We start from the raw sequence: 24893 nt of genomic DNA on the forward strand, positions 1-24893 counted from the left end.
TGTCAAGGGCGCGAGAGGGCGCTAAGCCCTTGGCCATGGAACCGACACAGACCCAGATCATCCGCATCGGCACGCGCGGCTCGGCCCTGGCGCTGGCGCAGGCGCATGAGACCCGCGACCGGCTGAGGGCCGCGCATGGCCTGCCCGAGGCCGCCTTCGAGATCGTGGTCATCAAGACCACCGGCGACCGCGTGCTGGACCGGCCGCTGAAAGAGATCGGCGGCAAGGGCCTGTTCACCCGCGAGATCGAGGATGCGCTGCTGTCGGGCGAGATCGACATCGCCGTGCATTCCATGAAGGACATGCCGACGGTGCAGCCGCAGGGACTGGTCATCGACTGCTACCTGCCGCGCGAGGATGTGCGGGACGCCTTCGTCTCGCCGCAATATTCCGGAATTTCCCAGCTTCCCCAAGGCGCTGTCGTCGGTTCCTCGAGTCTGCGGCGGCGGGCGCAGCTGGCGGCGCGGCGGCCCGACCTGCAGCTGGTCGAATTTCGAGGAAACGTGCAGACACGTTTGAAAAAGCTGGAAGATGGCGTGGCGGTCGCGACCTTCCTTGCCATGGCCGGGCTGTCGCGGCTGGGCATGCTGCATGTCGCGCGCGGTCCGGTCAGCCCCGACGAGATGCTGCCCGCCGTGGCGCAGGGCTGCATCGGGGTCGAGCGGCGTTCGGATGATGCGCGCATGGCCGGGCTGCTGGCGGCGATCGGCGACCGGGACAGCGCGCTGCGCGTCGCGGCGGAACGGGCGTTCCTGGCGCGGCTCGACGGTTCCTGCCAGACGCCCATCGCCGGGCTGGCGGAATTGGAGGGCGACCGGCTGCGGCTGCGGGGCGAGATCCTGCGGCCCGACGGCAGCGCGGTCATCGCGGGCGAGCGCATCGGGCCGGCCGGCGACGGCGCCGCCATGGGCGACGACCTGGCGGCAGAGCTGCGCGGCCGCGCGCCTGCGGATTTCTTCGACTGGTCCTAAAGCGCCAGCATCGCGGCCAGCGCCAGCCCCAGCATGAGCATCGCGTGGCGATAGAGCCGCAGCCCGGCCATCAGGTCGCGCGGGGCGGGATCGCGGGCGGTTTCGTTCAGCCAAGGCTCGGGGGATTCGACGCCGTGATAGCGGCGGGGGCCCGACAGCCGCACGTCCAGCGCGCCGGCCATGGCGGCCTCGGGCCAGCCGGCATTGGGCGAGCGGTGGCGGCGCGCGTCGCGGCGGATCACCCGCAGGGCGCGGCCCTGGTTCGGCGGTGCCGCCAGCAGGAACAGCAGCGCCGTCAGCCGCGAGGCGGGCAGGTTCACCATATCGTCCAGCCGCGCCGCGACCCGGCCGAAGAGCGCGTGGCGCGGGCTCATGTGGCCGATCATCGAATCGAGCGTGTTGATCGCCTTGTAGGCGGCAATGCCGGGCAGGCCGGCGACGGCGGCCCAGAACACCGGCGCGACGATCCCGTCCGAGGCGTTCTCGGCCAGGCTCTCCAGCGCCGCGCGGGCGATGGGGGCGGGGAGGTCGTCGAGATCGCGGCCGACGATCATCGCCACGGCGCGCTTCGCGGCCGGCATGTCGCCGGCCTGCAGCGGCCGGGCCACGGCGGCGACGTGATCGTCAAGCGAGCGCACGGCGACCAACGGCCAGGCCAGCACGCCCAGAGCCACCGCGCCGCCGGGCTGCGGCAGCAGCGCCCAGGTCAGCAGCAGCGCCGGCAGCACCGCCGCCGTCACCACCACCGCGACCGCGAAGGCACCGCGCAGGATGCGCTGCCCGCCGTGATTCCAGCGCCGATCCAGCGCCGCGATCAGCCGGCCGAGCCAGGTCACCGGATGGCCGATGCGGCGATAGAGCCCGTCCGGCCAACCCAGCGCCGCGTCCACCGCCAGCGCCACCAGCGCCACGGTCAGGGTCTGGGACGACAGGATCATGGCGCGACCCGGTTGACGGCCTCGACCGCCCAGCCGCCGGGGGTGCGGGTCAGCACGGTCAGCGACAGCGGCGCGACCGAGAAGGACAGCGCCGCCGGCCCCACCGCCAGCGCCAGCGCGGCGCGGACCGTGCCGGCATGAGCGATGACCGCGGTCGTGCCCCGCGCGCGTTCCAGCAGCGCCTGCACCCGCGCGGCCATGTCGAGAAAGCTCTCGCCGCCCGGCGGGCGGGTCTGGGCCAGCGTCTCGGGCGGCAGCGGGCCGAGGTCGGGGATTGCGGCGCCGGGTTCTTCCCAGGCGCCGAAATCCTGCTCCCACAGGGCGGGGTGATAGTCGGGGGACAGGCCCAGCGCCTGCGCGGTCTGTCGGCAGCGCAGCGCCGGGCTGGACCAGACCTGCGTGGCCTCCGCAAGCATCCGCGCCGCCCAGCCGAGCCGCTCGCGGTCGCTGCAATCGGCCGACACGTCGCGCCGGCCGGCCAGCCCCGGCACCGCAAGCGGCGCGTGGCGCAGGATCATCAGCCGGGTCGGATCGTCCTTCATCGCCGCAGCCTTGGCGCGGCCCTCGGTGCTTGTCAACGCGCCCCGCCGAAGCGCAGGATCGGCGGCGACAGAAGGCTTGACGCGAGACCCCATCCGCAGGCATAAACCATTTAAATGAACACTCGTTCAATAACCGGGGAGGGAACCGATGTTCACCGCAGGCATGGCGTTCGATCTGGGCGAGGATGTGAACGCGCTTCGCGACACCGTTCACCGCTGGGCGCAGGAGCGCGTCAAGCCCATCGCCGCCGAGGTCGACCGCAGCAACGCATTCCCGAACGATCTGTGGCCCGAGATGGGCGAGATGGGCCTGCTGGGCATCACCGTGCCCGAGGAATTCGGCGGCACCGGCATGGGCTATCTGGCGCATGTGATCGCGACCGAGGAGATCGCCCGCGCCTCGGCCTCGGTCAGCCTGTCCTATGGCGCGCATTCCAACCTCTGCGTGAACCAGATCAAGCTGAACGGCAGCGATGCGCAGCGGGCGAAATACCTGCCCGACCTGTGCAGCGGCAAGGCGGTCGGCGCGCTGGCCATGTCCGAAGAGGGCGCCGGCAGCGACGTGGTCGGCATGAAGCTGCGCGCCGAGAAGCGCGGCGACCGCTATGTGCTGAACGGCAGCAAATACTGGATCACCAACGCCCCCGACGCCCATACGCTGGTCGTCTATGCCAAGACCGACCCCGAGGCGGGCAGCAAGGGGATCACCGCCTTCATCGTCGAGCGCGGCATGAAGGGTTTCAGCACCAGCCCGCATTTCGACAAGCTCGGCATGCGCGGCTCGAACACCGGCGAGCTGATCTTCGAAGACTGCGAGGTGCCGGCCGAGAACATCCTGGGCGCCGAGGGCAAGGGCGTGCGCGTGCTGATGTCGGGGCTGGATTACGAACGCCTGGTGCTGTCGGGCATCGGCACCGGCATCATGGCGGCCTGCCTCGATGAGGTCATGCCCTATGTCCGCGACCGCAAGCAGTTCGGCCAGCCCATCGGCTCGTTCCAGCTGATGCAGGGCAAGATCGCCGACATGTATGTCGCGCTGAACACCGCGCGGGCCTATGTCTATGAGGTGGCGCGCGCCTGCGACGCCGGCAAGGTCACGCGCCAGGACGCGGCCGGCGCCGTGCTTTACGCCAGCGAACAGGCCATGGTGCAGGCGCATCAGGCCGTGCAGGCGCTTGGCGGCGCGGGCTTCCTGAACGATTCGGCGGTCTCGCGGCTGTTCCGCGACGCCAAGCTGATGGAGATCGGGGCCGGAACCTCGGAAATCCGTCGCATGTTGATCGGGCGTCAACTGATGGAGATCGCCTGATGCGCTTCCTGCTGCTGCTGGCCCTGGCCGGCTCGCCCGCCCTGGCCGAGGGGCCGCCCTATGATGCCGGGATGCTGCCGGCCTGTCTGGACCGGACCGCGGAATCATCCGCCGATGCCAGGGTCTGCATCGGTGAGGCCGCCACGCAATGCATGGCGCGGCCCGGCGGCGACACCACCGTCGGCATGGTCGATTGCCTGAGCGCCGAGGCCAAGGACTGGGACAGCCTGATGAACGGCTGGTATGGCAAGGCCATGCAGCAGACCGAGGCGCTGGACGCCGAGATGAAGTCGCTGGGCTCGGCCGCCGAGCCCGCCGCGCCGGTGCTGAAACAGGCGCAACGCGACTGGATCGCGTTTCGCGATTCCAGCTGCAAGTTCCAGTCCATCCGCTATCAGGGCGGCACCGCCGGCGGCCCGGCCGCTGCGACCTGCCTGATGCAGATGACCGGCGAACAGGCGCTGCAGCTGCGCGAGCTGCTGGAGGATGCGCCATGATCCGTGCGGCCGCGCTGCTGCTGGCGGCGGGGCTCGCCGCGCCCGCCCTGGCCGGCGATGCCTCGGGTTTCGATCCGGCCAGCATCGACCAATGCCTGGCCGCCGCGCCGACCCAGGGCGCGCGCGCCGATTGCGCCGGCATCGGCATGGAGGCCTGCCTGGCCTATGCCAAGGGCAAATACAGCGGCGACGACCCGGACTTCCCGATGGCGAATTGCCTCGACGCCTCGCACCAGGCCTGGGAGGCCAAGCTGACCGCCACCTATGACGCGGCACTGACGGCCGAGGGCACTAAGCCGCAGGAGATGCTGCGCCGGGCCGAGCGCAGCTGGCTGCAATTCCGCGAGGACCTGTGCAACCAGGCCCGCGCCGCCGCACCCGAGGGCCAAGGCGAACTGGCTGCCGCCCGCTGTCTCCGCGACGAGACCGCGCGCCAGACCGCGCTCTTGCTGGCGCTGGAGCCGGCCGAATGACCGCCCCCATGCCGAAAGGGCGCCCCGCGACGGGACGCCCCTCTCCGGTTCGTGGTGGATCCCCGGAATTCCGCCTAGAACTTCATCACATAGCTGACGCCGACGACGACCGGATCGACCTCGACCTTGCCGATCTCGGCCCCGTTCAGGGTCACGTCGGCGTCGATGTCGATCCAGCGCAGGTCGGCGCGGATCGCGGCGCGGTCGTTGATCCAGTAGTCGGCGCCCAGATGCGCGGCCAGGCCCCAGCTGTTCTTGACCCGCAGCTCGGCCCCGCTCAGCGGCCCGCGCGCATCGCCGTCCCAGAAGCCGGTGAAGTTCACGCCAAGGCCGACGAAGGGCTTGAACTGCTCGGTCGCATCGAAGTGGTATTGCAGCGAGATCACCGGCGGCAGCTGCTTGACGGTGCCGATCTCGACCCCGTTCGACTTGATCGAATGCTTGAAGGGCAGGGCGGCCAGCAGCTCGACGCCCAGGTTGTCGCGGATGAAATATTCGGCGGTGATGGTCGGGCGGGTGCTGTCGCCGATCTCGGTCGGCACGGTGCCACCGGCCAGCACGCCATTGTCCGACTTGGGGTTCACATTCGCCAGCCCGAAGCCCAGCGTCCATTCCCCCTGCGACTGCGCCAGCGCGGGCGAGGCCAGCAGGGCAAGCGCTGCGGCGATCAGCATATGGTGTTTCATGGCGATCCTCTCGTCTTGTTTTCCGCCGTGACAAGGCGCCCGCGCCGCTCACGAAACCTTGATCTGCATCAAGATCCGGCCACCCCGGCCCGGCTGCGTCAGTTTGGCGCAGCCGCCCGGACGCCGGCCCGACCCGAAAGGATGACGCGATGAAACTCGGCAGCTCTGCCCTGCCGTCCTCGGACGGCTTCCGCGCCAATCGCGCGGCGCATCTCTCCATGCTGGAGACGGTGCGCGAGGCCGCGCTGGCGGCGGCGGCCGGCGGTGGGGCCAAGGTGCTGGAGCGCCACACCAGCCGCGGCAAGATGCCCCCGCGCGAGCGGGTGGCGAACCTGCTCGACCCCGGCTCGGCCTTCCTAGAGATCGGCGCCACCGCCGCGCATGGCATGTATGAGGGCGCGGCCCCCGGCGCCGGGGTGATCGCCGGCATCGGCCGGGTGCATGGCCAGGACGTCATGGTCGTGGCCAATGACGCCACCGTCAAGGGCGGCACCTACTACCCGATGACGGTGAAAAAGCACCTGCGCGCGCAGGAGATCGCCCAGGAATGCCATCTGCCCTGCGTCTACCTGGTCGATTCGGGCGGGGCGAACCTGCCGAACCAGGACGAGGTGTTTCCCGACCGCGACCATTTCGGCCGCATCTTCTACAACCAGGCGCAGATGAGCGCGATGGGCATCCCGCAGATCGCCGTGGTCATGGGCTCCTGCACCGCGGGCGGCGCCTATGTCCCGGCCATGTCCGACGTGACGATCATCGTGCGAAACCAGGGCACGATCTTCCTGGCCGGCCCGCCGCTGGTCCGGGCCGCGACCGGCGAAGTGGTCTCGGCCGAAGACCTGGGCGGCGGCGACGTCCATACCCGGCTCTCGGGCGTCGCCGACTACCTGGCCGAGGACGACGCCCACGCCCTGGCCATGGCCCGCCGCGCCATCGCGAACCTGAACCGCCAACAACCCGCGACCGTGCAATGGCAGGCCCCCGAAGCGCCCGCCCATGACCCGGAGGAGATCCTGGGCATCGTCCCCGCCGACCTGCGCACCCCCTATGACATCCGCGAGGTGATCGCCCGCACCGTGGACGGCTCGCGCTTCGACGAATTCAAGGCCCGCTTCGGCGAGACGCTGGTCACCGGCTTCGCCCATGTCGAGGGCTGCCCCGTCGGCATCGTCGCCAACAATGGCGTGATCTTCTCGGAAGCCGCGCAGAAGGGCGCGCATTTCATCGAACTCTGCTCGATGCGCGGGATCCCGCTGGTCTTTCTGCAGAACGTCACCGGCTTCATGGTCGGGCGCAAATACGAAAACGAAGGCATCGCCCGGCACGGCGCCAAGATGGTGACGGCGGTGGCGACGACCAGCGTGCCCAAGATCACCATGCTGGTCGGCGGCAGCTTCGGTGCCGGCAATTACGGCATGTCGGGTCGCGCATTCGGCCCGCGCTTCCTCTGGACCTGGCCCAATTCGCGCATTTCGGTCATGGGCGGCGAACAGGCGGCGGGCGTGCTCGCCACGGTGCGCCGCGAGGGCATCGAGCGCCAGGGCGGCAGCTGGTCGCCCGAGGAAGAGGCCGAGTTCAAGCGCCCCACAATCGAGATGTTCGAGCGTCAGTCGCACCCGCTCTATGCCTCGGCCCGGCTGTGGGACGACGGCATCATCGACCCCAGGAAGACCCGCGACATCCTCGCCCTCAGCCTGCGCGCCAGCCTGAACGCGCCGATCCCGCCGACGCGTTTCGGCATCTTCCGGATGTGAGCGCCATGGCCGCGATCACCCTCTGGCAAGGCGACATCACCACGCTGGCCCTCGACGCCATCGTCAATGCCGCCAATCGCAGCCTGCTGGGCGGGGGCGGCGTCGACGGCGCCATCCACCGCGCCGCCGGGCCGGGCCTGCTGGCCGAATGCCGCACGCTCGGCGGCTGCCCGACCGGCGAGGCGCGCATCACCGCCGGCCACGCCCTGCCGTCGCGCCACGTCATTCACACCGTCGGCCCGGTCTGGCAGGGCGGCCAGTCGGACGAGGACGCGCTTCTGGCCCGCTGCTACCAAAACAGCCTCGCGCTGGCCCACGCCCACGGCCTCGCCAGCATCGCTTTCCCGGCGATCTCGACCGGTATCTACGGCTTCCCCGCCGCCCGCGCCGCGCTCATCGCCATTGAAACGATCGAGGCCCACGCCGGCCTCCTCGACGTGACCCTGGTCGCCTTCGACCGTGCCAGCCTCGCGACGCTGGACACGGCCCTCGACAGATCCGCCCGATGATTTCTTTGTTCCCAAAATGCCCCACGGGGGTCCGGGGGTGTGAAACCCCCGGCGCCGCCCGCGCCACGAGGAGCCGCCCATGTTCCAGAAGATCCTGATCGCCAACCGCGGCGAGATCGCCTGCCGGGTCATCGACACCGCCCGCCGCCTGGGCGTGCGCACCGTCGCGGTCTATTCCGACGCCGACCGCGCCGCCCGCCATGTCGCGCTAGCCGATGAGGCCGTCCATATCGGCGGCCCGGCACCCCGGGACAGCTACCTCCGCGGCGATGCCATCATCCAGGCCGCGCGCGACACCGGCGCCCAGGCCATCCACCCCGGCTACGGCTTTCTCAGCGAGAACCCGGATTTCGTCGATGCGGTGACGCAAGCCGGCCTGATCTTCATCGGCCCCTCTGCACAGGCCATCCGCAAGATGGGCCTCAAGGACGCCGCCAAGGCGCTGATGGCCGATGCCGGCGTGCCGGTCGTGCCGGGCTATCACGGCGAGAACCAGGAGGCGGCGCACCTGCAGGCCCAGGCCGATGCCATCGGCTATCCCGTGCTCATCAAGGCCGTGGCCGGCGGCGGCGGCAAGGGCATGCGGCTGGTGGAACGCAGCAGCGACTTCGCCGCCGCCCTGCAATCCGCGCAGGGCGAGGCCGCCACCGCCTTCGGCAACCCCGCGGTGCTGATCGAGAAATACATTCAGCAGCCCCGCCATATCGAGATGCAGGTCTTCGGCGACGGCCGCCGCGCCGTCCACCTGTTCGAGCGCGACTGCTCGCTGCAGCGCCGGCACCAGAAGGTGATCGAGGAAGCCCCGGCCCCCGGCATGACGCCCGAGATGCGCGCCGCCATGGGCGAGGCCGCCACCCGCGCCGCCGAGGCCATCGGCTATGCCGGCGCCGGCACCGTGGAATTCATCGTCGACGGCAGCGACGGCCTGCGTCCCGATGGCTTCTGGTTCATGGAGATGAACACCCGCCTGCAGGTCGAACATCCGGTGACCGAACTCGTCACTGGCGTCGACCTGGTCGAATGGCAGCTGCGCGTCGCCTCGGGCGAGCCCTTGCCCGCAACCCAGGACCAGCTGACCATCCAGGGCCACGCCTTCGAGGCCCGGCTCTATGCCGAGGACGTGCCCGCGGGCTTCCTGCCCGCCACCGGCCGGCTCGCGCATCTGCGCTTCCCGGACCACGCCCGCATCGAAACCGGCGTGCGGCCCGGCGATACGATCAGCCCCTGGTACGACCCGATGATCGCCAAGATCGTCACCCATGGCGCCACCCGCGCCATCGCGCTGCGCGCGCTGGAAGCGGCGCTCGAGGATACCGAGGTCGCGGGCTCGGTCACCAATGTCGATTTCCTGATCGCCCTGACCCGGCACGCGGGTTTCCAGCGGGGCGAGGTCGATACCGGCCTGATCGCCCGCGACCGCGATGCGCTGGTCGCGGCCGCGGAGCCCGATCCCGGCGCAAGGGCGCTGGCGGTGCTGGGCCTGGCCGGGCTCGACGATCCGACCATCCGCGGCGGCGTCACCCTGTGGCAACCGCTGCACCGCACCATCGCCTGGCAGGGCGGCGAGGCCGTGCTCGAGGTGCTGGGCCCCGGCGCCGCCCGCGTCACCCTGGACGGAAGCACGCATCAGATCGGCTATGAGGGCGGGCGCTGGTGGGTCGACGGCAGCCCGCGCCGCTGGCGCATCGTCAACCACGGCGCCGGCACCAGCGTCTTCGGCGGCCGGGCGCTGACGCTCGCGCCGCTCGACCCCCTGGACCGCGGCGGCGACGAGGCCGGGGCTGCGCTGACACTCTCGCCGATGCCGGGGCTGGTCAAGGCGGTCTTCGTCAGCGCCGGCCAGCAGGTCGCGGCCGGCGACCGGCTGGCGATCCTGGAGGCCATGAAGATGGAGCACACCCTGACCGCCACCCGCGACGGCACCGTGGCCGAGGTGCTGGCCGCGGCCGGCGACCAGGTCGAGGCCGGCGCGCCTCTGATCCGGCTGGAGGAGGACGATGGCTGAACTGACGCTCTGGCATGTGCCGCTGTCGCGCTCGATGCGCATCCTGTGGCTGCTCGAGGAGATCGGCTGCGCCTATGATCTGCGGCTGATGGACCTCGCGGACGGCTCGACGCGCCGGCCGCCCTATGACGCCATCCACCCGGTCGGCCGCGTGCCGGCGCTGCGCGACGGCGACACCACGATCCACGAATCCGGCGCCATGACCGAATGGCTGTGCGAGACCCGCGCCCCGCACCTCTGGCGCGCGCCGGGCACGCCCGGGCGGCTGGGCTGGCTCGACTGGCTGCATTTCGGCGAGACGCTTGGCCAGCACATCGCCAACCTGACCCAGCAGCATGTCTTCCTGCGCGAGGACAGCCAGCGCTCGGCCACGCTGATGCGGCTCGAGGCGGCGCGGCTGTCGCGGGCGCTGCGCCTGGTCGAGGCTTGCGTCGCCGATTCGGACTGGCTGCTCAGCGAGTTCTCCGGCGTCGATTGCCAGGTCGGCTATTCGGTCTGGATCGCGTCGCGCTTCGTCAGCTTCGCCGACCGCCCGGCGCTGGCCGCCTATCGCGACCGCTGCGCCGCGCGGCCGGCCTTCCAGCGCAGCCTGCCACCCGAGGGCACGGCGGTCATCTACGCCCGCGACTTCTACGAGGTGCCCGAATGACCCGCGTCGAGATCTTCGAAATGGGCCCGCGCGACGGGCTGCAGAACGAAAAGCGCCTGATCCCCGCGGCCGAAAAGATCGCGCTGGTCGACCTCTTGTCGCAGGCCGGGTTCCGGCGCATCGAGGTGACCAGCTTCGTCTCGCCGAAATGGGTGCCGCAGATGGCCGACGCCGCCGAGGTCATGGCCGGCATCCGCCGCGCGCCCGGCGTCAGCTATGCCGTGCTGACCCCGAACATGAAGGGCTACGCGGCCGCAAAGGCGGCCCGCGCCTCGGAGGTCGCGATCTTCGCCTCGGCCTCGGAAGGGTTTTCGCGCGCGAACCTGAACGCCAGCATTGCCGAGAGCCTGGAGCGGCTGGCGCCGGTGGCCGAGGCCGCGCGCGCGGACGGCATCCCGGTCAGGGGCTATGTCTCGGTGGTGACCGATTGCCCCTTCGACGGACCGACGCCGCCCGCCCATGTCGCCCGCGTCGCGGCGGCGCTGCGCGACATGGGCTGCTACGAGATCAGCCTGGGCGACACCATCGGCCAGGGCCGGCCCGAGACCATCAACGCCATGCTGGCGGCGGTGCTGGACGAACTGCCGGCCGAGCGGCTGGCCGGCCATTACCACGACACCGCCGGCCGCGCGCTGGCCAATATCGACGCGAGCCTGGCACGCGGATTGCGGGTCTTCGACGCCGCCGTCGGGGGCCTTGGCGGCTGCCCCTATGCCCCGGGCGCGGCCGGCAATGTCGCGACGGAAGCCGTCGCCGCGCATCTGGCGGCGGCGGGCCATGACACCGGCCTGGACCTGGCCGTGATCGCTCGCGCCGCCGCCCTGGCCCGCAGCCTGAGAGGAGCGCCGTGATGCAGACCATCCGCATCGAGACCGACCCGCGCGGCGTCGCGCATCTGTGGCTGGCGCGCCCCGGCAAGCACAATGCGCTGTCGGCGCAGATGATCCGCGAACTGACGCTTGCCGCGCAGCATCTGGGCCATGACCCGGCCGTGCGCGTGGTGGTGCTGGCGGCCGAGGGGCGCAGCTTTTGCGCCGGCGGCGATCTCGGCTGGATGCAGGACCAGATGCGCGCCGATGCCGAGACCCGCCGCGCCGGCGCCCGCGACCTGGCGATGATGCTGAACGCGCTGAACACCCTGCCCAAGCCGCTGATCGGCCGGGTGCAGGGCAATGCCTTCGGCGGCGGCGTCGGCATGATCTCGGTCTGCGACGTGGCAATCGCCGTGCCCGAGGCCCGCTTCGGCCTGACCGAGACCCGGCTTGGCCTGATCCCCGCCACCATCGGCCCCTATGTCCTGGCCCGGATGGGCGAGGACCGCGCGCGCCGGGTCTTCATGTCCGCCCGGCCCTTCGGCGCGGAAGAGGCGATCCGCCTGAACCTGCTGGCGGCCACCGCCGAGCCTGGGACGCTGGACGCCGCCGTCGAGGCCGAGGTCGCGCCCTATCTCTCCTGCGCCCCCGGCGCCGTGGCGGCGGCAAAGCGCCTGGCCCGCCGCCTTGGCCCCGCCATCGGCCCGGCCGAGATCGAGGCCAGCATCGACGCCCTGGTCGCGGTCTGGGAAGGCGACGAGGCACCCGAGGGCATCGCCGCCTTCTTCGAGAAGCGAAAGCCGCGCTGGCAGCAGGGCTGAGCCCGGCTTTTCTTCGTTGTGCAAATACCCATGCCACGCGGGCGGCGAGGCGCCTGCGGTGCGGTTTTCGCAGGACGGGCGAGGGAGCTGCCGTGGCAGCCTTGCGGTTTGGGTATTTATGCAACAAAGAAGGCTGGTCAGACCCACGGGCGCGACATTTGCGCGCAGCGCATGGCCGCATTTCGGCGGCAGCGGGGTGACGGGCGGGCCGGGAATCTGTTATCGCCAACATGATTCCCGAAAAGCCCGCCACCATGCCCCGGAAGGTGCCGCCATGCCGCCGCAGCCAAACCTGAAACTCGCCATTCTCGCCCTGGGCCTCGGTGCCTTTGCCATCGGCACCTCGGAATTCGCCGCCATGGGGCTGTTGCCCTGGTATGCCAGCGATCTTGGCATCACCGAGCCGCAGGCGGGCCATGTCGTCAGCGCCTATGCGCTGGGGGTGGTCGTGGGGGCGCCGATCACCTCGATCCTGGGCGCGCGGCTGCCGCGGCGACGCTATCTGGCGGCGCTGATCGCCGCCTATGGGGTGATGAACCTGCTGGCGGCGGTGCTGCCGGGCTATGGCACCCTGGTCTTCACCCGCTTCCTGGCCGGGCTGCCGCATGGCGGCTTCCTGGGCGTCGCCATGCTGTTCGCCGCCGACGCCCTGCCGCGCGAGCAAAGGGCCAAGGGCGTGACCCAGGTGCTGCTGGGCCTGACCATCGCCAATATCGCCGGGGTGCCGCTGGCCGGCGTGCTGGGCCAGAGCCTCGGCTGGCGCTGGGGCTTTGCCCTGCCGGGCGTGCTGGCGCTGCTGGCGGGCTGGCTGATCCTGCGGCTGGCGCCGCGCGTCGGTGCCGCCAAGGATGCGCGGCCGATGGGCGAGCTGAAGGCGCTTGGCAATCCGGCCGTGGTGCTGACGCTGCTGGTCGGGGCCATCGGATTCGGCGGGCTTTTCGCGGTTTATTCCTATCTCTCGGCCGCGATGCTGGCCACGACGCAGCCCCCGGGCTGGGCGGTGCCGGCCATGCTGTCGGGCTTCGGCATCGGCGGCACGCTGGGCAGCATCATGGCCGCGCGGCTGACCATCCGCCTTGGCACCTGGCGCTCGGCGCTGCTCTTGATGGGCTTCATGCTGGCGACGCAGGGCTTTGCCGCCTGGGCCGTCGGCAGCTGGGGGCTGATGCTTCTGTCCTCGTTCCTGCTGGGGCTGGGCTCGGGCATGGTGGTGCCCTTGCAGACCCGGCTGATGGACGTGGCCGGACGCGCGCAGAGCATGGCCGCCGCGATGAACCACGCCGCCTTCAACGCCGCCAATGCGCTGGGGCCCTGGCTGGCCGGCATGGCGCTGGCGGCGGGCTGGGGCTGGCGCAGCTCGGGCCTGGTGGCGATGGCGCTGTCAGTCGCGGGGATGCTCGCCCTGGGGCTGGCCTGGTGGCAGTCCCGGGCCGCCGGGATGGGCATGCAGGATCACCCCGCGCGAGTGTGAGGCGAATTCCCGCCGCCACGAGATGACGAGCACGTAGAGCGTGGCGAGGAACAGCCCCAGCGGTCCCGCCAGCCAGCCCAGCGCCCCGAGCGCGAAATAGACGCAGCGCAGCCCCGAGTTGAAGCTGCGCGCCGCGGTGATGTTGATCTCGGCCGCCTGCATGGCGGCGGGCATGGCGCGCGGATCGCGGGGATCGTTCGGCACCGCCGCCATCATCACCGCGCAATAGCCGAACAGCCGATGCGCCCAGACGAAGCGCAACAGCGCGTTGGCGACGAAGAACAGCACCACGACGATCTTGATTTCCCATTTCAGTGCCGGGACATGGCCCAGGTCGAATTGCCGCGCCACGCCCGCCAGCTGGTCGGTGTTGCCGATCAGCGCCAGCCCGCCGCCGACCGCGATCAGGCAGGCCGAGGCGAAGAAGGCCGTGCCCTCGCGCAGCGTGGTCAGGATGTTGCCGTCGAAGATGCGCGGATCGCGGGTGACGAAATGCCGCATCCATTCGCGCCGGTAGTCCTTCATCAGCACCGAGACCGAGGGGTGCTGCCTTGGCGGATGCTCGGTGATCCAGCCGATGCCCAGCCAGGCCAGGAAAAGCCAGGCCAGTGCGGCCAGGTCGGCGGGGGTGAAGGGGCCGGCGGGCGGAAGGGGAATCTGCATGTCCCAGTCTTACCGCCACCCGGGACGTGTTGCCAGCGTCCGCCCGGCTGCCTAACTTGCAGGGGGAAACGCGCAGAGAACCGGAGGGATACCATGGCCGCACCGCACGCCATCCACGAAGAATTTCCGAACGATGCCGCCCGCATCCATGCGCTGAAGCTGTCGGACGCGCATTTCGCCCGGCTGCTGGTCGATTACGACCAGGTGAACGACCAGGTCGGTGCCGCCGAAAGCCGCCACACGCCCATGTCGGACGAGGCCGAAACGGCGCTGCGCAAGCGTCGCGCCGCGCTGAAGGACGAGATCGCGCGCCTGATCGCCGCGGCGCCCGCCTGATGCAGATGCCCGCCCCGGACCAGGCCGTCATCGGCCGCCGCGACGCGATCGTCGCGCGGCTGATCGCGGCGCTGTCGGCGGCGGGCGATGCCGCGGCGCGGGTGATCGACGACCCGGCCGAGACCCGCGCCTATGAATGCGACGCGCTCTCGGCCTATCGCTGCCCGCCGCTGGCCGTCGTGCTGCCCTCGACCACCGCCGGCGTCGCGGCGGTGCTGCGGCTCTGCCACGAAGAGCGCGTGCCGGTGGTGCCGCGCGGGGCGGGAACCAGCCTGGCCGGCGGCTCGATGCCCACGGCCGACGCGGTGGTGATCGGCCTGGCGCGCATGAACGCGGTGCTGGAAACCGACCTCGCCGACCGCTTCATCCGCGTGCAGGCCGGGCGCACCAACCTGTCGGTTTCGAGCGCGGTCGAGACGGCGGGCTTCTTCTATGCGCCCGATCCGTCCAGCCAGCTCGCCTGCGCCATCGGCGGCAATATCGCCATGAACTCCGGCGGCGCGCATTGCCTGAAATACGGCGTCACCACCAACAACCTGCTGGGCGTCACGCTGGTCATGATGGACGGCTCGGTGGTCGAACTCGGCGGCCCGATGGGCGAGGCACCGGGTCTCGACCTGCTGGGCGTGGTCTGCGGCTCGGAAGGGCAGCTCGGCATCGTGACCGAGGCCACGCTGCGCATCCTGCCCCGGCCCGCCGGCGCGCGCCCGGTGCTGATCGGCTTCGACAGCAGCGAGACCGCCGGCGCCTGCGTCGCGGCGATCATCCGCGCCGGCATCATCCCCGTCGCCATCGAATTCATGGACCGCCCCTGCATCCGCGCCACCGAGGCCTTTGCCGGCGCCGGCTATCCGGATTGCGAGGCCCTGCTGATCGTCGAGGTCGAGGGCACCGCGCCCGAGATCGACGAGCAACTGCGCCTGATCCGCGCCATCGCCGAAACCTTCGCTCCGGTCGCGTTCCGCGAAAGCCGCTCCGAGGAGGAATCGAGGCGCATCTGGCTGGGCCGCAAGTCGGCCTTTGGCGCCATGGGCCAGATCAACGACTACATGTGCCTCGACGGCACCATCCCGGTCTCGGCGCTGCCGCAGGTGCTGGCCGGCATTGCGCGGCTCTCCGGCGAATTCGGGCTGGACGTGGCCAATGTCTTTCATGCCGGCGACGGCAACATGCACCCGCTGATCCTTTACGATGCCAACACGCCCGGCGACCTGGAGCGCTGCGAGGCGATGGGGGCCGAGATCCTGAAGCTCTGCGTCACGGTCGGCGGCTGCCTGACCGGCGAGCATGGCGTCGGCGTCGAGAAGCGCGAGCTGATGGGGGTGCAGTTCGACGCCGCCGACATGGAGGCGCAGATGCGGGTCAAGGATGTGTTCGACCCGCTCTGGCTGCTGAACGCCGCCAAGGTCTTTCCGCTGGCGGTCTCGGCCCCGCGCCGCGAGGGGCTGCGCCATGCGGCCTGAAACCGAGGCGGAGCTGGCGCGCATCATCCGCACCGCTTCGGGGCCGCTCACGCCCATCGGCGGCGGCACCCGGCTTTGGCCGGGCGAGGGGCAGGGCGCGCGGATCGACCTCTCGGGGCTTTCGGGCGTGGTGCTTTACGAACCCGCGGCGCTGACCCTGGTGGTGCGGGCGGGCACGCCGCTCTGCGAGGTGCAGGCGCTGCTTGCCGCCGAGGGCCAGATGCTGGCCTTCGAGCCCGACGCCCGCGACGGCTCGACCATCGGCGGCGTCGCGGCCGCCAATGCCTCGGGGCCGCGCCGGGTGCAGGCCGGCGCCTGCCGCGACGCCATGCTGGGGCTGCGCTTCGTCGACGGACAGGGCGAGGTGGTCAGGAACGGCGGCCGGGTGATGAAGAACGTCACCGGATACGATCTGGTGAAGCTGCTGGCCGGCTCCCGTGGTCGGCTGGGTGTGCTGACGGAAATCGCCTTCAGGACCGCGCCGCTGCCGCCCGCGCGCGCAACGCTGGCGCTGCCCGGGCTGACGCCGGCGCAGGCGGTGCCGGCGCTGACCGCCGCGCTCTGCGGACCCCATGACATCTCGGGCGCCGGCTGGCTGCCGGGGCAGGGCGCGCTGATCCGCCTCGAGGGGCTGGAAGGCTCGGTCGCCATCCGTCGCGCGGCGCTGGCCGAGCGGCTGGCGGAATTCGGCGCGGTGGAGCCCGGCGACGATGCCCTCTGGTCGCGCATGGTGCCGCGCGCCGGCGCCGGCGATCTGTGGCGCATCCTCTGCCGCCCGTCTCAGGCGCCGGGCCTGCTCGCCGCGCTGCCCGAGCCCCTGGCGCTGGACTGGGGCGGGGCGCTGATCTGGGTCGCGCTGCCGCCCGGCACGGTGCCGGCGCTGCCGCGCTGGTCGGGCCATGCCACCCGCGTCACCGGCCCCGGCCCCCTGACCCTGCCCGCGACGGATGCCACCGTCGCGCGCCTGAACGCCAGCCTTCGCGACCGCTTCGACCCGCACGCGATCCTTGCCAGCGACGAGACATGCAGACGAATTTCACCCCCGAGCAGCTGAGCGACCCGCTGGTCGCGCGATCGAACAGGATCCTGCGCGCCTGCGTGCATTGCGGCTTTTGCACCGCGACCTGCCCGACCTATCAGGTGCTGGGCGACGAGCTCGACAGCCCGCGCGGCCGCATCTACCTGATCAAGGACATGCTGGAAAGCCGCCGGCCGGCAGATGAAAAGACCGTCAAGCACCTGGACCGCTGCCTGTCCTGCCTTGCCTGCATGACGACCTGCCCCTCGGGCGTGGATTACATGCACCTGATCGACCACGCCCGCATCCATGTCGAAAGGACGTATCGCCGGCCCTGGCGCGACCGGGCGCTGCGCTGGCTGCTGGCGCGGCTGCTGCCCTATCCCCGCCGCTTCCGGCTGGCGCTGCGCGGGGCCGCGCTGGCGCGGCCCTTCGCCAAGGCGCTGCCGGATGCGCGGCTGCGCGCGATGCTGGACATGGCGCCGCGCCGGATCCCGCCGGCCAGCCAGAACGACCGCGGCCAGGTCTTCGCGCCGACCGCACCGCGCCGGGCGCGGGTCGCCCTGATGCCCGGCTGCGCGCAGCGGGCGCTGAACACCGATATCAACGACGCCACCATCCGGCTTCTGCGCCGCGCCGGCTGCGAGGTGGTGATCCCGCATGCCTTCGGCTGCTGCGGCGCCCTGACCCATCACATGGGCCGCGAGGCGGACGCGCTGCGCTCGGCCCGGGCCACGATCCGGGGCTTCTTGGCGCTGGGGCCGCTGGATGCGATCGTCATCAATACCTCGGGCTGCGGCACCACGATCAAGGATTACGGCAAGATCTTCGCCGGCGACCCGATGCAGCCCCAGGCCGAGCAGGTGGCGCGCCTGGCCCGCGACGTGACCGAATTCCTCGACACTCACGGCCTGCCGCAGCCCCGCGATCCCGGCGCGCTGCGCGACGAACAGCCGGTCTTGGCCGATCTCGAACCGGCGGTCTACCGGGCCATCGCCGCGGCGCCGGACCCCGAAACGCGGGATGGCCGCGGCCGGGGCCTGCGCGTCGCCTATCACGCCGCCTGCTCGCTGCAGCACGGCCAGCAGATCCGCGCGGCCCCCAAGACGCTGCTGGCGCAGGCGGGTTTCCATATCGTGGAACCCGAAGATCCGCATCTCTGCTGCGGCTCGGCCGGGACCTACAATCTGCTGCAGCCGGAATTGTCCGGGGAATTGCGCCGCCGCAAGGTCGCCACGCTCGAGGCGACCCGGCCGCAGGTGATCGCCGCCGGCAATATCGGCTGCATGATGCAGATCGGCGCCGGCACCGCGCTGCCTGTGGTCCATATCGTGGAACTGCTGGACTGGGCCAGCGGCGGCCCGCGCCCGCGCGCCCTAGACCCGTCTTCTTTGTTGCCCAAATACCCACGCCACCCGTGCCACGACCCCGGCGCCGGGTCTTGAAAATGGCCCGCGCCAATCCCAGCTATGCGCTGTCGGAGGGCCGGATGGCGCCGACGGACCTGCCCGCCCGGCAGCCGGGGGGCAAGCCTTTGTATCGCTTTGGAAAAGGATGCGAAAATGCGCAACTTCGATCTTACCCCGCTCTACCGTGCCTCGGTCGGCTTCGACCGGATGGCGGATGTGATGGACCGGGCTCTTTCCGCCGATATCGCAAGCTACCCGCCCTATAACATCGAGAAGACCGGCGAGAATGCCTATCGCATCTCGATCGCCGTCGCGGGCTTTTCCGCCGACGAGCTGACCGTCGAGGTCAAGGACGGCGCCGTGATCGTCTCGGGTCGCAAGGCCAGCGAGGACGAGAGCCGCAGCTTCCTGCATCGCGGCATCGCCAACCGCGCCTTCGAGCGCCGCTTCACCCTGGCCGACCATGTCCGCGTCGAAGGCGCGAGCCATGAGGACGGCATGCTGAACATCGACCTGGTGCGCGAGATCCCCGAGGCGCTGAAGCCGCGCCGGATCGAGATCGCCAAGCCGGTGAAGGCGGTGGGCAAGCTGGACGCCTGAGGGCGGCCGCAGCCGGGGGCGCTGCCCCCGGACCCCCGGGAGTATTTGGAGAGCAAAGAAGCACAGGGGCGCCGGTTTCGGAGCCCCTTTTATCATTCACGTCGCCGGCCCGCTTTCCCGAGCTCTTCTTTGCTTCTGAAAATACCCCGGGGTCCGGGGCAGAGCCCGATGCTGCGGGCGCCGCTAGAACGTGCGGCGGGCGCGGAGCGCGGCGGCGATGGTGCCGTCGTCGAGATAGTCGAGCTCGCCGCCGATCGGCACGCCTTGCGCCAGGCCGGTGACGGTGGCGCCGGTCGGGGCCAGCGCCTCGGCGATGTAATGCGCCGTGGTCTGGCCCTCGACCGTGGCCGAGAGCGCCAGGATGACCTCGGTGATGTTTTCCTCGGCGATGCGGTCGATCAGCTGCGGGATGCGCAGGTCCTCGGGGCCGATCTCGTCCAGCGCCGACAGGCTGCCGCCGAGGACGTGATAGCGGCCACGGAAGGCCCGGCCGCGCTCCATCGCCCAGAGGTCGGCCACGTCGGTGACGACGCAGATCTCGCCGGTGGCGCGGGCCGGATCCTCGCAGATCGGGCAGATGTCGGCGCCGGTGACATTGCCGCAGACCAGGCATTCGCGGGCGTTTTCCGCGACATGGCCCATCAGCCCGGCCAGCTGCGCCATCTGGCCGGCGCGCTTGCGGATCAGGTGCAGCACGATGCGGCGCGCCGAGCGCGGGCCGAGGCCCGGCAGCCGCGCCATGGTGGCGATCAGCGTCTCGATCTCATCGCCCGAGGAGGCCATTCAGAACGGCATCTTCATGTCGGCGGGCAGGCCCAGCTCGCGGGTCAGCCGGGCCATTTCCTCGGCCGCCCGGTCCTGGGCGCGGCGCTGCGCGTCCTTGATCGCGGCCAGGATCAGGTCCTCGACCACCTCCTTGTCCTCGGCCTTGAAGATCGAGGGGTCGATGTCGAGCGCGGTCAGCTCGCCCTTGGCCGTCGCCGTGGCCTTGACCAGGCCGGCGCCGGATTCGCCGGTGACGGTCAGGCGGGTCAGCCCCTCCTGCATCTCGGCCATCTTGCTTTGCATCTGCTGGGCGGCTTCCATCATCTTCGACAGGTCGCCCATATCGCCCAAGCCCTTGAACATCGCCTACTCCTCGTCCTCGAAAGGATCCCATTCCTCGACCTCGGCCACCGGGCCTTCGGTCAGCTCATGCGGGGATGTATCCTCGCCCGCGGGTTTTTCAACCGCGACCGGCTGCGGCACCGGGCGGATCTTGGTGATCTTTGCACCGGGGAAATGGGCGAAGATCGCCTGCACGGCCGGGTTTTCCATGGCGCGGGCGCGGGCCTCGGCCTCGCGCGCCAGCGCCTGCTCGCGCAGCGTCGGTGCCCCCGGTTCCGAGACCACGACCACCGCCCAGCGCTGGCCGCCGGTCCAGCCGCGCAGCCGCTCGGCCAGCCGCTGGGCAAAGTCGCGCGGCGCGTCCTCGGTCGGGTTGAACTCGATCCGGCCGGGGGCATAGCGGACGAGGCGCAGGTGGTCCTCGACATCGAGCAGCAGCTTGATGTCGCGCATGCGGCGGATCAGTTCGATGACGGAGGCGAAATCGGGGAATCCGGCCAGCGCGTCGGGCGAGACGGCGATGGCGGCGGCGCTGCCGCCCTCGCGGACCGCGACCGGGGCGCGGGGCGCAGCGGCGCGCGGGGCCTCGCTGCGCGCCGCGCCGGGGGCGGCGGCGCGGTTGAACTCGCCCGCCGCCACCGATGCCTGGACCTTGCGGATCAGCGCCTCGGGGTCGGGCAGGTCGGCGACATGGGTCAGGCGGATGATCGCCATTTCGGCCGCCATCATCGCGTTCGGGGCCTGGCCGACCTCTTCCAGCGCCTTCAGCAGCATCTGCCACAGCCGGGTCAGGGCGCGCATCGGGATGCGTTCGGCGATCTGCTGGCCGCGGGCGCGTTCGTCCGGGCCGATGGTCGGGTCCTCGATCGCCTCGGGGGTGATCTTCACGATACTGACCCAATGCGTGATCTCGGCCAGGTCGCGCAGGACCGCCATCGGGTCGGCGCCGTCGGCATATTGCGCCTGCAATTCGGCCAGCGCCTCGGCCGCAGCGCCGCGCAGGATCATGTCGAACAGGTCGAGGACGCGGCCGCGATCCGCAAGGCCCAGCATGGCGCGGACCTGGGGCGCGGTCGTCTCGCCCGCGCCATGGCTGATCGCCTGGTCCAGAAGGCTGGTCGCGTCGCGGGCCGAGCCCTCGGCGGCGCGGGTGATGAGCGCCAGCGCGTCATCGGTGATCTCGGCGCCCTCGCGGCCGGCGATCTTCTGCAGCAGCGCGATCATCACCTCGGGCTCGATCCGGCGCAGGTCGAAGCGCTGGCAGCGCGACAGCACCGTCACCGGCACCTTGCGGATCTCGGTGGTGGCGAAGATGAATTTCACATGCGGCGGCGGTTCTTCCAGCGTCTTCAGAAGCGCGTTGAAGGCGCTGGTCGAGAGCATGTGGACTTCGTCGATGATATAGATCTTGTAACGCGCCGAAGCCGCGCGATAGTGAACCGATTCAATGATTTCGCGAATGTCGTTCACGCCGGTTCGAGAGGCGGCGTCCATTTCCAGCACGTCGACATGGCGACCCTCCGAGATCGCCACGCAATGCTCGCAGCGGCCGCAGGGCTCGGTCGTCGGGCCGCCCGCGCCATCGGGGCCGATGCAGTTCAGCCCCTTGGCGATGATGCGGGCGGTGGTGGTCTTGCCGGTGCCGCGGATGCCGGTCATGATGAAGGCCTGCGCGATCCGGTCGGCCGCGAAGGCGTTCTTCAGCGTGCGCACCATCGCGTCCTGGCCGACCAGGTCGGCGAAGGTCTCGGGGCGGTATTTCCGCGCCAGTACTTGATAGGTCTGTTCTTCGCTCATCCGCCGGCCTTTCGTGACCGGCCGAGATTAGCGGTGCCGGCGCGGGCCGGCAACCGGGTCAGGGCGTCCAGTTGAACACCAACTCCTCGCGGAAGGCGAAGCGGGCGACATGGCTGTCAACGATATGGCGCATGTGCTCGGTCGTCTCGGCCGGGGCGTCGAGGGTGATCTCCAGCGTCGTGGGGGTCGCGGCCAGTCTGACCACGCGATCCTCGGGCATGGCGATGCGGCCCTGGCTGGGGTCGAATTCGACCTCGAACTTGTGCGCCCAGTGCTTGCAGAGTTGTTGCAGATAGCGGCTGCCGTTTCCGGTGGCGACGATGCAGGTGGATTGGATGATCTGTGTCATGACGCCAATCTGGCGTGCCGCCGGGCCGCGCGCAAGTTCACGAAAGCGTGAGGTCGCGGCCCGGCGGTGCGGCTTCAGTCGTGCTCGCCCATGATCTTCCACAGCGCGGCACCGATGACCGCGCCCAGGATCGGCGCCACCCAGAACAGCCAGAGCTGCTGGATCGCCCAGCCGCCGGCGAACAGCGCCTGGCTGGTCGAGCGCGCCGGGTTGACCGAGGTATTGGTGACCGGGATCGAGATCAGGTGGATCAGTGCCAGCGCCAGGCCGATGGCCAGCGGCGCGAAGCCCGCCGGCACGCGGCCATGGGTGGCGCCCAGGATCACCACCAGGAAGCCGGCGGTCAGCACCACCTCGATCACGAAGCCGGCGAGCATGGAATAGCCGCCGGGCGAGTGTTCGCCATAGCCGTTCGCGGCAAAGCCGCCCAGGTCCACGCCGGCCTTGCCGGTCGCGACGACATAAAGCACGCAGGCGGCAAGGATCGCGCCGACCAGCTGCGCCAGGATATAGGGCAGCAGGATCGAGGCCGGGTTGCGGCCCGCCACCACGGTGCCGACGGTCACGGCGGGGTTGAAATGCCCGCCCGAGATGCCGCCGACCGCATAGGCCATGGTCAGCACGGTCAGGCCGAAGGCCAGGGCGACGCCGGTGAAGCCGATGCCCAGTTCCGGGAAGGCCGCCGCCAGCACCGCGCTGCCGCACCCGCCGAAGACCAGCCAGAAGGTGCCGATCACCTCGGCCAGAAGACGTTTCTGCATTGATAAACCTTTCGAAATAACTATCCCGCCAGAAAACGCCCTCCGATTAACGTTTGTCAATCTGCAACGCAGGGGCACGGCCCGTTGACCGCGCCCGGCGCTCGGCCTATCTGCGGGGCCATGGCACGCGCACCGCTTTTGCAACTCTCCGACATTTCGCTGACCTTCGGCGGCAACCCCGTCTTCGACGGGCTGAACCTGACCGTGCAGGAGGGCGACCGGCTGGCACTGGTCGGCCGCAACGGTTCGGGCAAGTCCACGCTGATGAAGGTCATGGCCGGGCTGGTCGAGCCCGACGCCGGCCAGGTCATCACGCCCGCCGGCATCCATGTCGGCTATATGGAGCAGGACCCCGACCTTTCGGCCTTTGCCACCCTGGGCGATTTCGCCCGCGCCAGCCTGGGCGACGATCAGGGTTACCGCGTCGAAATGGCGGCCGAGGGGCTGAAATTCGACCCCGACCGGGCCGTGACCACCGCCTCGGGCGGCGAGCGGCGGCGCGCGGCGCTGGCCCGGCTTCTGGCCGAGGCGCCCGAGCTGATGCTGCTCGATGAGCCGACGAACCATCTGGACATCGAGGCGATCGGCTGGCTTGAGGAACAGCTTTCGACCACGCGCGCGGGTTTCGTGCTGATCTCGCACGACCGCGCCTTCCTGCGGGCGCTGACCCGCGCGACGCTGTGGATCGACCGCGGCGCGGTGCGCCGCCAGGACCGCGGCTTCGAGCATTTCGAGGATTGGCGCGAAACCATCTGGGCCGCCGAGGACGAGGCCCGCCACAAGCTGGACCGCAAGATCAAGGCCGAGGCGAAATGGGCCGTCGAGGGCATCAGCGCCCGGCGCAAGCGCAACCAGGGCCGCGTGCGCGCCCTGGTTGCGCTGCGCGAGGAACGCGCCGGCCAGATCCGCCGCCAGGGCACCGCCGCGATGGAGATGGACGCCGGCCAGCAGTCCGGCAAGCGGGTCATCGACGCCAAGGGCATCTCGAAGGCTTTCGGCGAGCGCGTGATCCTGAGGCCCTTCGACCTGCGCGTGCTGCGCGGCGACCGCGTCGCCTTCGTCGGCCCGAACGGCGCCGGCAAGACCACGCTGATCAAGATGCTGACCGCCGAGTTGCCCCCCGACACCGGCGAGGTGAAGCACGGCACCAATCTGGACATCGCGGTCTTCGACCAGGCCCGCAGCGCCATCGACGAATCGATCAGCCTGTGGGACGCGCTGGCGGGCGATCCGGCGATGCGGGTCTCGGGCCGCGCCGACCAGGTCATGGTGCGGGGCCAACCCCGCCATGTCGTCGCCTATCTCAAGGATTTCCTGTTCGACGAGGCGCAGGCCCGCGCCCCGGTCGGCAGCCTGTCGGGCGGCGAAAAGGCGCGACTGCTGCTGGCGCGGATCATGGCCCGGCCCTCGAACCTGCTGGTGCTGGACGAGCCGACGAACGACCTGGACGTGGAAACGCTGGACCTCTTGCAGGATATCCTGGGCGATTACGACGGCACCGTGCTGCTGGTCAGCCACGACCGCGATTTCATCGACCGCGTGGCCACGACCACGGTGGCGATGGAGGGCGACGGCCGCGCCACGATCTATCCCGGCGGCTGGTCGGATTACCGCCGCCAGCGCCCCGAGACGGTCGCGGTTGCCGAGCCGTCCAGGCCCGCGGCACCGAAGCCCGCGGCGTCCGAGCCGAAACCCGCCGCGCCGCGCAACGGTCTGAGCTTTACCGAGAAGAAGCGGCTCGAGGCGCTGCCCGGCATCATCGAGCGGCTCGAGGCCGAGATCGGCAAGCTGACCGAGTTCCTGGCCCAGCCCGACCTGTTCCAGACCCAGCCCGCGAAATTCGCCAAGGCAAGCGAGGGGCTGACCGAGCGCCAGGCCGCGCTGGAGGCCGCCGAAGAGGAATGGCTGGATCTGGCCGGGCGCGAGCAGGGCTGACCCGCTGAAAAAGCGCGG

26 protein-coding genes are annotated in these 24893 nt (G+C 70.6%); 17 read left to right on the top strand and 9 right to left on the bottom strand.

Annotation, left to right across the window (positions count from 1 at the left end; all coding sequences use genetic code 11):
- The first annotated feature begins 35 nt into the window (after positions 1 to 35).
- On the top strand, positions 36 to 971 hold the full coding sequence (gene hemC, locus ASV56_RS01865; protein WP_062560558.1) for a hydroxymethylbilane synthase: 936 nt from the start codon (positions 36 to 38) through the stop codon (positions 969 to 971).
- Here hemC and cbiB read toward each other — a convergent pair.
- Both cbiB and ASV56_RS01875 read right to left on the bottom strand, forming a co-directional pair.
- Complete coding sequence (cbiB, locus tag ASV56_RS01870) at positions 968 to 1909, bottom strand: adenosylcobinamide-phosphate synthase CbiB (protein WP_062560559.1); 942 nt, start codon at positions 1907 to 1909, stop codon at positions 968 to 970. The genes hemC and cbiB overlap by 4 nt on opposite strands.
- Positions 1906 to 2451: a histidine phosphatase family protein gene (locus ASV56_RS01875; protein WP_062560560.1), complete on the bottom strand. Its 546-nt coding sequence runs from the start codon at positions 2449 to 2451 to the stop codon at positions 1906 to 1908. The genes cbiB and ASV56_RS01875 overlap by 4 nt, the downstream gene beginning before the upstream one ends.
- Positions 2452 to 2599: 148 nt before the next feature.
- Between ASV56_RS01875 and ASV56_RS01880 the strand changes: the two genes are divergently transcribed.
- From ASV56_RS01880 to ASV56_RS01890, 3 genes are read left to right on the top strand one after another with little or no spacing between them, the layout of a single operon-like run.
- Positions 2600 to 3760 (top strand): isovaleryl-CoA dehydrogenase, encoded by a 1161-nt coding sequence (locus ASV56_RS01880; protein ID WP_062560561.1) that lies wholly within the window; start codon positions 2600 to 2602, stop codon positions 3758 to 3760.
- Positions 3760 to 4257: a lysozyme inhibitor LprI family protein gene (locus tag ASV56_RS01885; protein WP_062560562.1), complete on the top strand. Its 498-nt coding sequence runs from the start codon at positions 3760 to 3762 to the stop codon at positions 4255 to 4257. The genes ASV56_RS01880 and ASV56_RS01885 overlap by 1 nt, the downstream gene beginning before the upstream one ends.
- Positions 4254 to 4730, top strand: a complete 477-nt coding sequence (locus ASV56_RS01890) for a lysozyme inhibitor LprI family protein (protein WP_062560563.1) — start codon at positions 4254 to 4256, stop codon at positions 4728 to 4730. Before ASV56_RS01885 ends, ASV56_RS01890 begins: the two co-directional genes overlap by 4 nt.
- A 74-nt stretch (positions 4731 to 4804) precedes the next feature.
- Here the strand turns inward: ASV56_RS01890 and ASV56_RS01895 are convergent, their stop codons facing one another.
- Positions 4805 to 5416: an OmpW/AlkL family protein gene (locus ASV56_RS01895; protein ID WP_062560564.1), complete on the bottom strand. Its 612-nt coding sequence runs from the start codon at positions 5414 to 5416 to the stop codon at positions 4805 to 4807.
- 149 nt (positions 5417 to 5565) lie between these two features.
- Between ASV56_RS01895 and ASV56_RS01900 the strand changes: the two genes are divergently transcribed.
- The 7 genes from ASV56_RS01900 to ASV56_RS01930 all read left to right on the top strand — a co-directional run bounded on the left by ASV56_RS01900 (position 5566) and on the right by ASV56_RS01930 (position 13437).
- Positions 5566 to 7170 carry a carboxyl transferase domain-containing protein gene (locus ASV56_RS01900; protein WP_062560565.1) on the top strand — a complete coding sequence of 535 codons (1605 nt, stop codon included), beginning with the start codon at positions 5566 to 5568 and terminating at the stop codon, positions 7168 to 7170.
- 5 nt (positions 7171 to 7175) lie between these two features.
- Positions 7176 to 7679: an O-acetyl-ADP-ribose deacetylase gene (locus ASV56_RS01905; protein WP_062560566.1), complete on the top strand. Its 504-nt coding sequence runs from the start codon at positions 7176 to 7178 to the stop codon at positions 7677 to 7679.
- 79 nt (positions 7680 to 7758) lie between these two features.
- The gene (locus ASV56_RS01910) at positions 7759 to 9684 is read left to right on the top strand and encodes an acetyl-CoA carboxylase biotin carboxylase subunit (RefSeq protein WP_062560567.1); all 1926 of its coding nucleotides are present in this window, start codon (positions 7759 to 7761) and stop codon (positions 9682 to 9684) included.
- The gene (locus tag ASV56_RS01915) at positions 9677 to 10333 is read left to right on the top strand and encodes a glutathione S-transferase family protein (RefSeq protein WP_062560568.1); all 657 of its coding nucleotides are present in this window, start codon (positions 9677 to 9679) and stop codon (positions 10331 to 10333) included. Before ASV56_RS01910 ends, ASV56_RS01915 begins: the two co-directional genes overlap by 8 nt.
- On the top strand, positions 10330 to 11184 hold the full coding sequence (locus tag ASV56_RS01920) for a hydroxymethylglutaryl-CoA lyase (protein ID WP_062560569.1): 855 nt from the start codon (positions 10330 to 10332) through the stop codon (positions 11182 to 11184). The genes ASV56_RS01915 and ASV56_RS01920 overlap by 4 nt, the downstream gene beginning before the upstream one ends.
- On the top strand, positions 11184 to 11966 hold the full coding sequence (locus ASV56_RS01925; protein ID WP_082724697.1) for a crotonase/enoyl-CoA hydratase family protein: 783 nt from the start codon (positions 11184 to 11186) through the stop codon (positions 11964 to 11966). Before ASV56_RS01920 ends, ASV56_RS01925 begins: the two co-directional genes overlap by 1 nt.
- Before the next feature lie 274 nt (positions 11967 to 12240).
- Entirely contained in the window at positions 12241 to 13437 is a 1197-nt protein-coding gene (locus tag ASV56_RS01930; RefSeq protein ID WP_062560571.1) for an MFS transporter, read from the top strand.
- On the opposite strand, the gene ASV56_RS01935 is transcribed toward ASV56_RS01930, so the two are convergent.
- On the bottom strand, positions 13348 to 14100 hold the full coding sequence (locus ASV56_RS01935) for a DUF599 domain-containing protein (protein ID WP_062560572.1): 753 nt from the start codon (positions 14098 to 14100) through the stop codon (positions 13348 to 13350). The genes ASV56_RS01930 and ASV56_RS01935 overlap by 90 nt on opposite strands.
- Before the next feature lie 93 nt (positions 14101 to 14193).
- Here ASV56_RS01935 and ASV56_RS01940 point away from each other — a divergent pair, with 93 nt between their 5' ends.
- From ASV56_RS01940 to ASV56_RS01960, 5 genes are all read left to right on the top strand, one after another.
- The gene (locus ASV56_RS01940; protein ID WP_017997786.1) at positions 14194 to 14436 is read left to right on the top strand and encodes a YdcH family protein; all 243 of its coding nucleotides are present in this window, start codon (positions 14194 to 14196) and stop codon (positions 14434 to 14436) included.
- Positions 14436 to 15899, top strand: coding sequence for an FAD-linked oxidase C-terminal domain-containing protein (locus tag ASV56_RS01945; protein ID WP_062560573.1), 1464 nt, complete (start codon positions 14436 to 14438; stop codon positions 15897 to 15899). Before ASV56_RS01940 ends, ASV56_RS01945 begins: the two co-directional genes overlap by 1 nt.
- Positions 15889 to 16953 (top strand): FAD-binding protein, encoded by a 1065-nt coding sequence (locus ASV56_RS01950; RefSeq protein ID WP_062560574.1) that lies wholly within the window; start codon positions 15889 to 15891, stop codon positions 16951 to 16953. Before ASV56_RS01945 ends, ASV56_RS01950 begins: the two co-directional genes overlap by 11 nt.
- Positions 16923 to 18362, top strand: a complete 1440-nt coding sequence (glcF, locus tag ASV56_RS01955) for a glycolate oxidase subunit GlcF (protein ID WP_062560575.1) — start codon at positions 16923 to 16925, stop codon at positions 18360 to 18362. Before ASV56_RS01950 ends, glcF begins: the two co-directional genes overlap by 31 nt.
- 117 nt (positions 18363 to 18479) lie before the next feature.
- Positions 18480 to 18926 carry an Hsp20 family protein gene (locus tag ASV56_RS01960; RefSeq protein WP_017997788.1) on the top strand — a complete coding sequence of 149 codons (447 nt, stop codon included), beginning with the start codon at positions 18480 to 18482 and terminating at the stop codon, positions 18924 to 18926.
- Between the two features lie 183 nt (positions 18927 to 19109).
- Here ASV56_RS01960 and recR read toward each other — a convergent pair whose 3' ends face one another.
- The 5 genes from recR to aqpZ form a co-directional block, all read right to left on the bottom strand.
- Positions 19110 to 19709 carry a recombination mediator RecR gene (gene recR, locus ASV56_RS01965; protein WP_062560576.1) on the bottom strand — a complete coding sequence of 200 codons (600 nt, stop codon included), beginning with the start codon at positions 19707 to 19709 and terminating at the stop codon, positions 19110 to 19112.
- A complete protein-coding gene (locus tag ASV56_RS01970; RefSeq protein WP_062560577.1) occupies positions 19710 to 20054 on the bottom strand; it encodes a YbaB/EbfC family nucleoid-associated protein in 345 nt (114 codons plus the stop codon).
- A gap of 3 nt (positions 20055 to 20057) precedes the next feature.
- Positions 20058 to 21830, bottom strand: a complete 1773-nt coding sequence (locus ASV56_RS01975; protein ID WP_062560578.1) for a DNA polymerase III subunit gamma/tau — start codon at positions 21828 to 21830, stop codon at positions 20058 to 20060.
- 58 nt (positions 21831 to 21888) lie between these two features.
- A complete protein-coding gene (locus ASV56_RS01980; protein ID WP_082724698.1) occupies positions 21889 to 22179 on the bottom strand; it encodes a DUF2218 domain-containing protein in 291 nt (96 codons plus the stop codon).
- Between the two features lie 74 nt (positions 22180 to 22253).
- Positions 22254 to 22940, bottom strand: coding sequence for an aquaporin Z (aqpZ, locus tag ASV56_RS01985; RefSeq protein WP_062560579.1), 687 nt, complete (start codon positions 22938 to 22940; stop codon positions 22254 to 22256).
- Between the two features lie 120 nt (positions 22941 to 23060).
- Here aqpZ and ASV56_RS01990 point away from each other — a divergent pair, with 120 nt between their 5' ends.
- A complete protein-coding gene (locus ASV56_RS01990) occupies positions 23061 to 24875 on the top strand; it encodes an ATP-binding cassette domain-containing protein (protein ID WP_062560580.1) in 1815 nt (604 codons plus the stop codon).
- The last annotated feature ends 18 nt before the right edge of the window (positions 24876 to 24893 follow it).

It is taken from the genome of Paracoccus aminovorans (assembly GCF_001546115.1).
GTDB classification, from domain to species: Bacteria; Pseudomonadota; Alphaproteobacteria; order Rhodobacterales; family Rhodobacteraceae; genus Paracoccus; species Paracoccus aminovorans_B.

Coding starts and splice junctions, on each gene's coding strand:
- hemC (WP_062560558.1), top strand. CDS start 36: ATGGAACCGACACAGACCCAGATCATCCGCATCGGCACGCGCGGCTCG.
- cbiB (WP_062560559.1), bottom strand. CDS start 1,909: ATGATCCTGTCGTCCCAGACCCTGACCGTGGCGCTGGTGGCGCTGGCG.
- ASV56_RS01875 (WP_062560560.1), bottom strand. CDS start 2,451: ATGAAGGACGATCCGACCCGGCTGATGATCCTGCGCCACGCGCCGCTT.
- ASV56_RS01880 (WP_062560561.1), top strand. CDS start 2,600: ATGTTCACCGCAGGCATGGCGTTCGATCTGGGCGAGGATGTGAACGCG.
- ASV56_RS01885 (WP_062560562.1), top strand. CDS start 3,760: ATGCGCTTCCTGCTGCTGCTGGCCCTGGCCGGCTCGCCCGCCCTGGCC.
- ASV56_RS01890 (WP_062560563.1), top strand. CDS start 4,254: ATGATCCGTGCGGCCGCGCTGCTGCTGGCGGCGGGGCTCGCCGCGCCC.
- ASV56_RS01895 (WP_062560564.1), bottom strand. CDS start 5,416: ATGAAACACCATATGCTGATCGCCGCAGCGCTTGCCCTGCTGGCCTCG.
- ASV56_RS01900 (WP_062560565.1), top strand. CDS start 5,566: ATGAAACTCGGCAGCTCTGCCCTGCCGTCCTCGGACGGCTTCCGCGCC.
- ASV56_RS01905 (WP_062560566.1), top strand. CDS start 7,176: ATGGCCGCGATCACCCTCTGGCAAGGCGACATCACCACGCTGGCCCTC.
- ASV56_RS01910 (WP_062560567.1), top strand. CDS start 7,759: ATGTTCCAGAAGATCCTGATCGCCAACCGCGGCGAGATCGCCTGCCGG.
- ASV56_RS01915 (WP_062560568.1), top strand. CDS start 9,677: ATGGCTGAACTGACGCTCTGGCATGTGCCGCTGTCGCGCTCGATGCGC.
- ASV56_RS01920 (WP_062560569.1), top strand. CDS start 10,330: ATGACCCGCGTCGAGATCTTCGAAATGGGCCCGCGCGACGGGCTGCAG.
- ASV56_RS01925 (WP_082724697.1), top strand. CDS start 11,184: ATGCAGACCATCCGCATCGAGACCGACCCGCGCGGCGTCGCGCATCTG.
- ASV56_RS01930 (WP_062560571.1), top strand. CDS start 12,241: ATGCCGCCGCAGCCAAACCTGAAACTCGCCATTCTCGCCCTGGGCCTC.
- ASV56_RS01935 (WP_062560572.1), bottom strand. CDS start 14,100: ATGCAGATTCCCCTTCCGCCCGCCGGCCCCTTCACCCCCGCCGACCTG.
- ASV56_RS01940 (WP_017997786.1), top strand. CDS start 14,194: ATGGCCGCACCGCACGCCATCCACGAAGAATTTCCGAACGATGCCGCC.
- ASV56_RS01945 (WP_062560573.1), top strand. CDS start 14,436: ATGCAGATGCCCGCCCCGGACCAGGCCGTCATCGGCCGCCGCGACGCG.
- ASV56_RS01950 (WP_062560574.1), top strand. CDS start 15,889: ATGCGGCCTGAAACCGAGGCGGAGCTGGCGCGCATCATCCGCACCGCT.
- glcF (WP_062560575.1), top strand. CDS start 16,923: ATGCAGACGAATTTCACCCCCGAGCAGCTGAGCGACCCGCTGGTCGCG.
- ASV56_RS01960 (WP_017997788.1), top strand. CDS start 18,480: ATGCGCAACTTCGATCTTACCCCGCTCTACCGTGCCTCGGTCGGCTTC.
- recR (WP_062560576.1), bottom strand. CDS start 19,709: ATGGCCTCCTCGGGCGATGAGATCGAGACGCTGATCGCCACCATGGCG.
- ASV56_RS01970 (WP_062560577.1), bottom strand. CDS start 20,054: ATGTTCAAGGGCTTGGGCGATATGGGCGACCTGTCGAAGATGATGGAA.
- ASV56_RS01975 (WP_062560578.1), bottom strand. CDS start 21,830: ATGAGCGAAGAACAGACCTATCAAGTACTGGCGCGGAAATACCGCCCC.
- ASV56_RS01980 (WP_082724698.1), bottom strand. CDS start 22,179: ATGACACAGATCATCCAATCCACCTGCATCGTCGCCACCGGAAACGGC.
- aqpZ (WP_062560579.1), bottom strand. CDS start 22,940: ATGCAGAAACGTCTTCTGGCCGAGGTGATCGGCACCTTCTGGCTGGTC.
- ASV56_RS01990 (WP_062560580.1), top strand. CDS start 23,061: ATGGCACGCGCACCGCTTTTGCAACTCTCCGACATTTCGCTGACCTTC.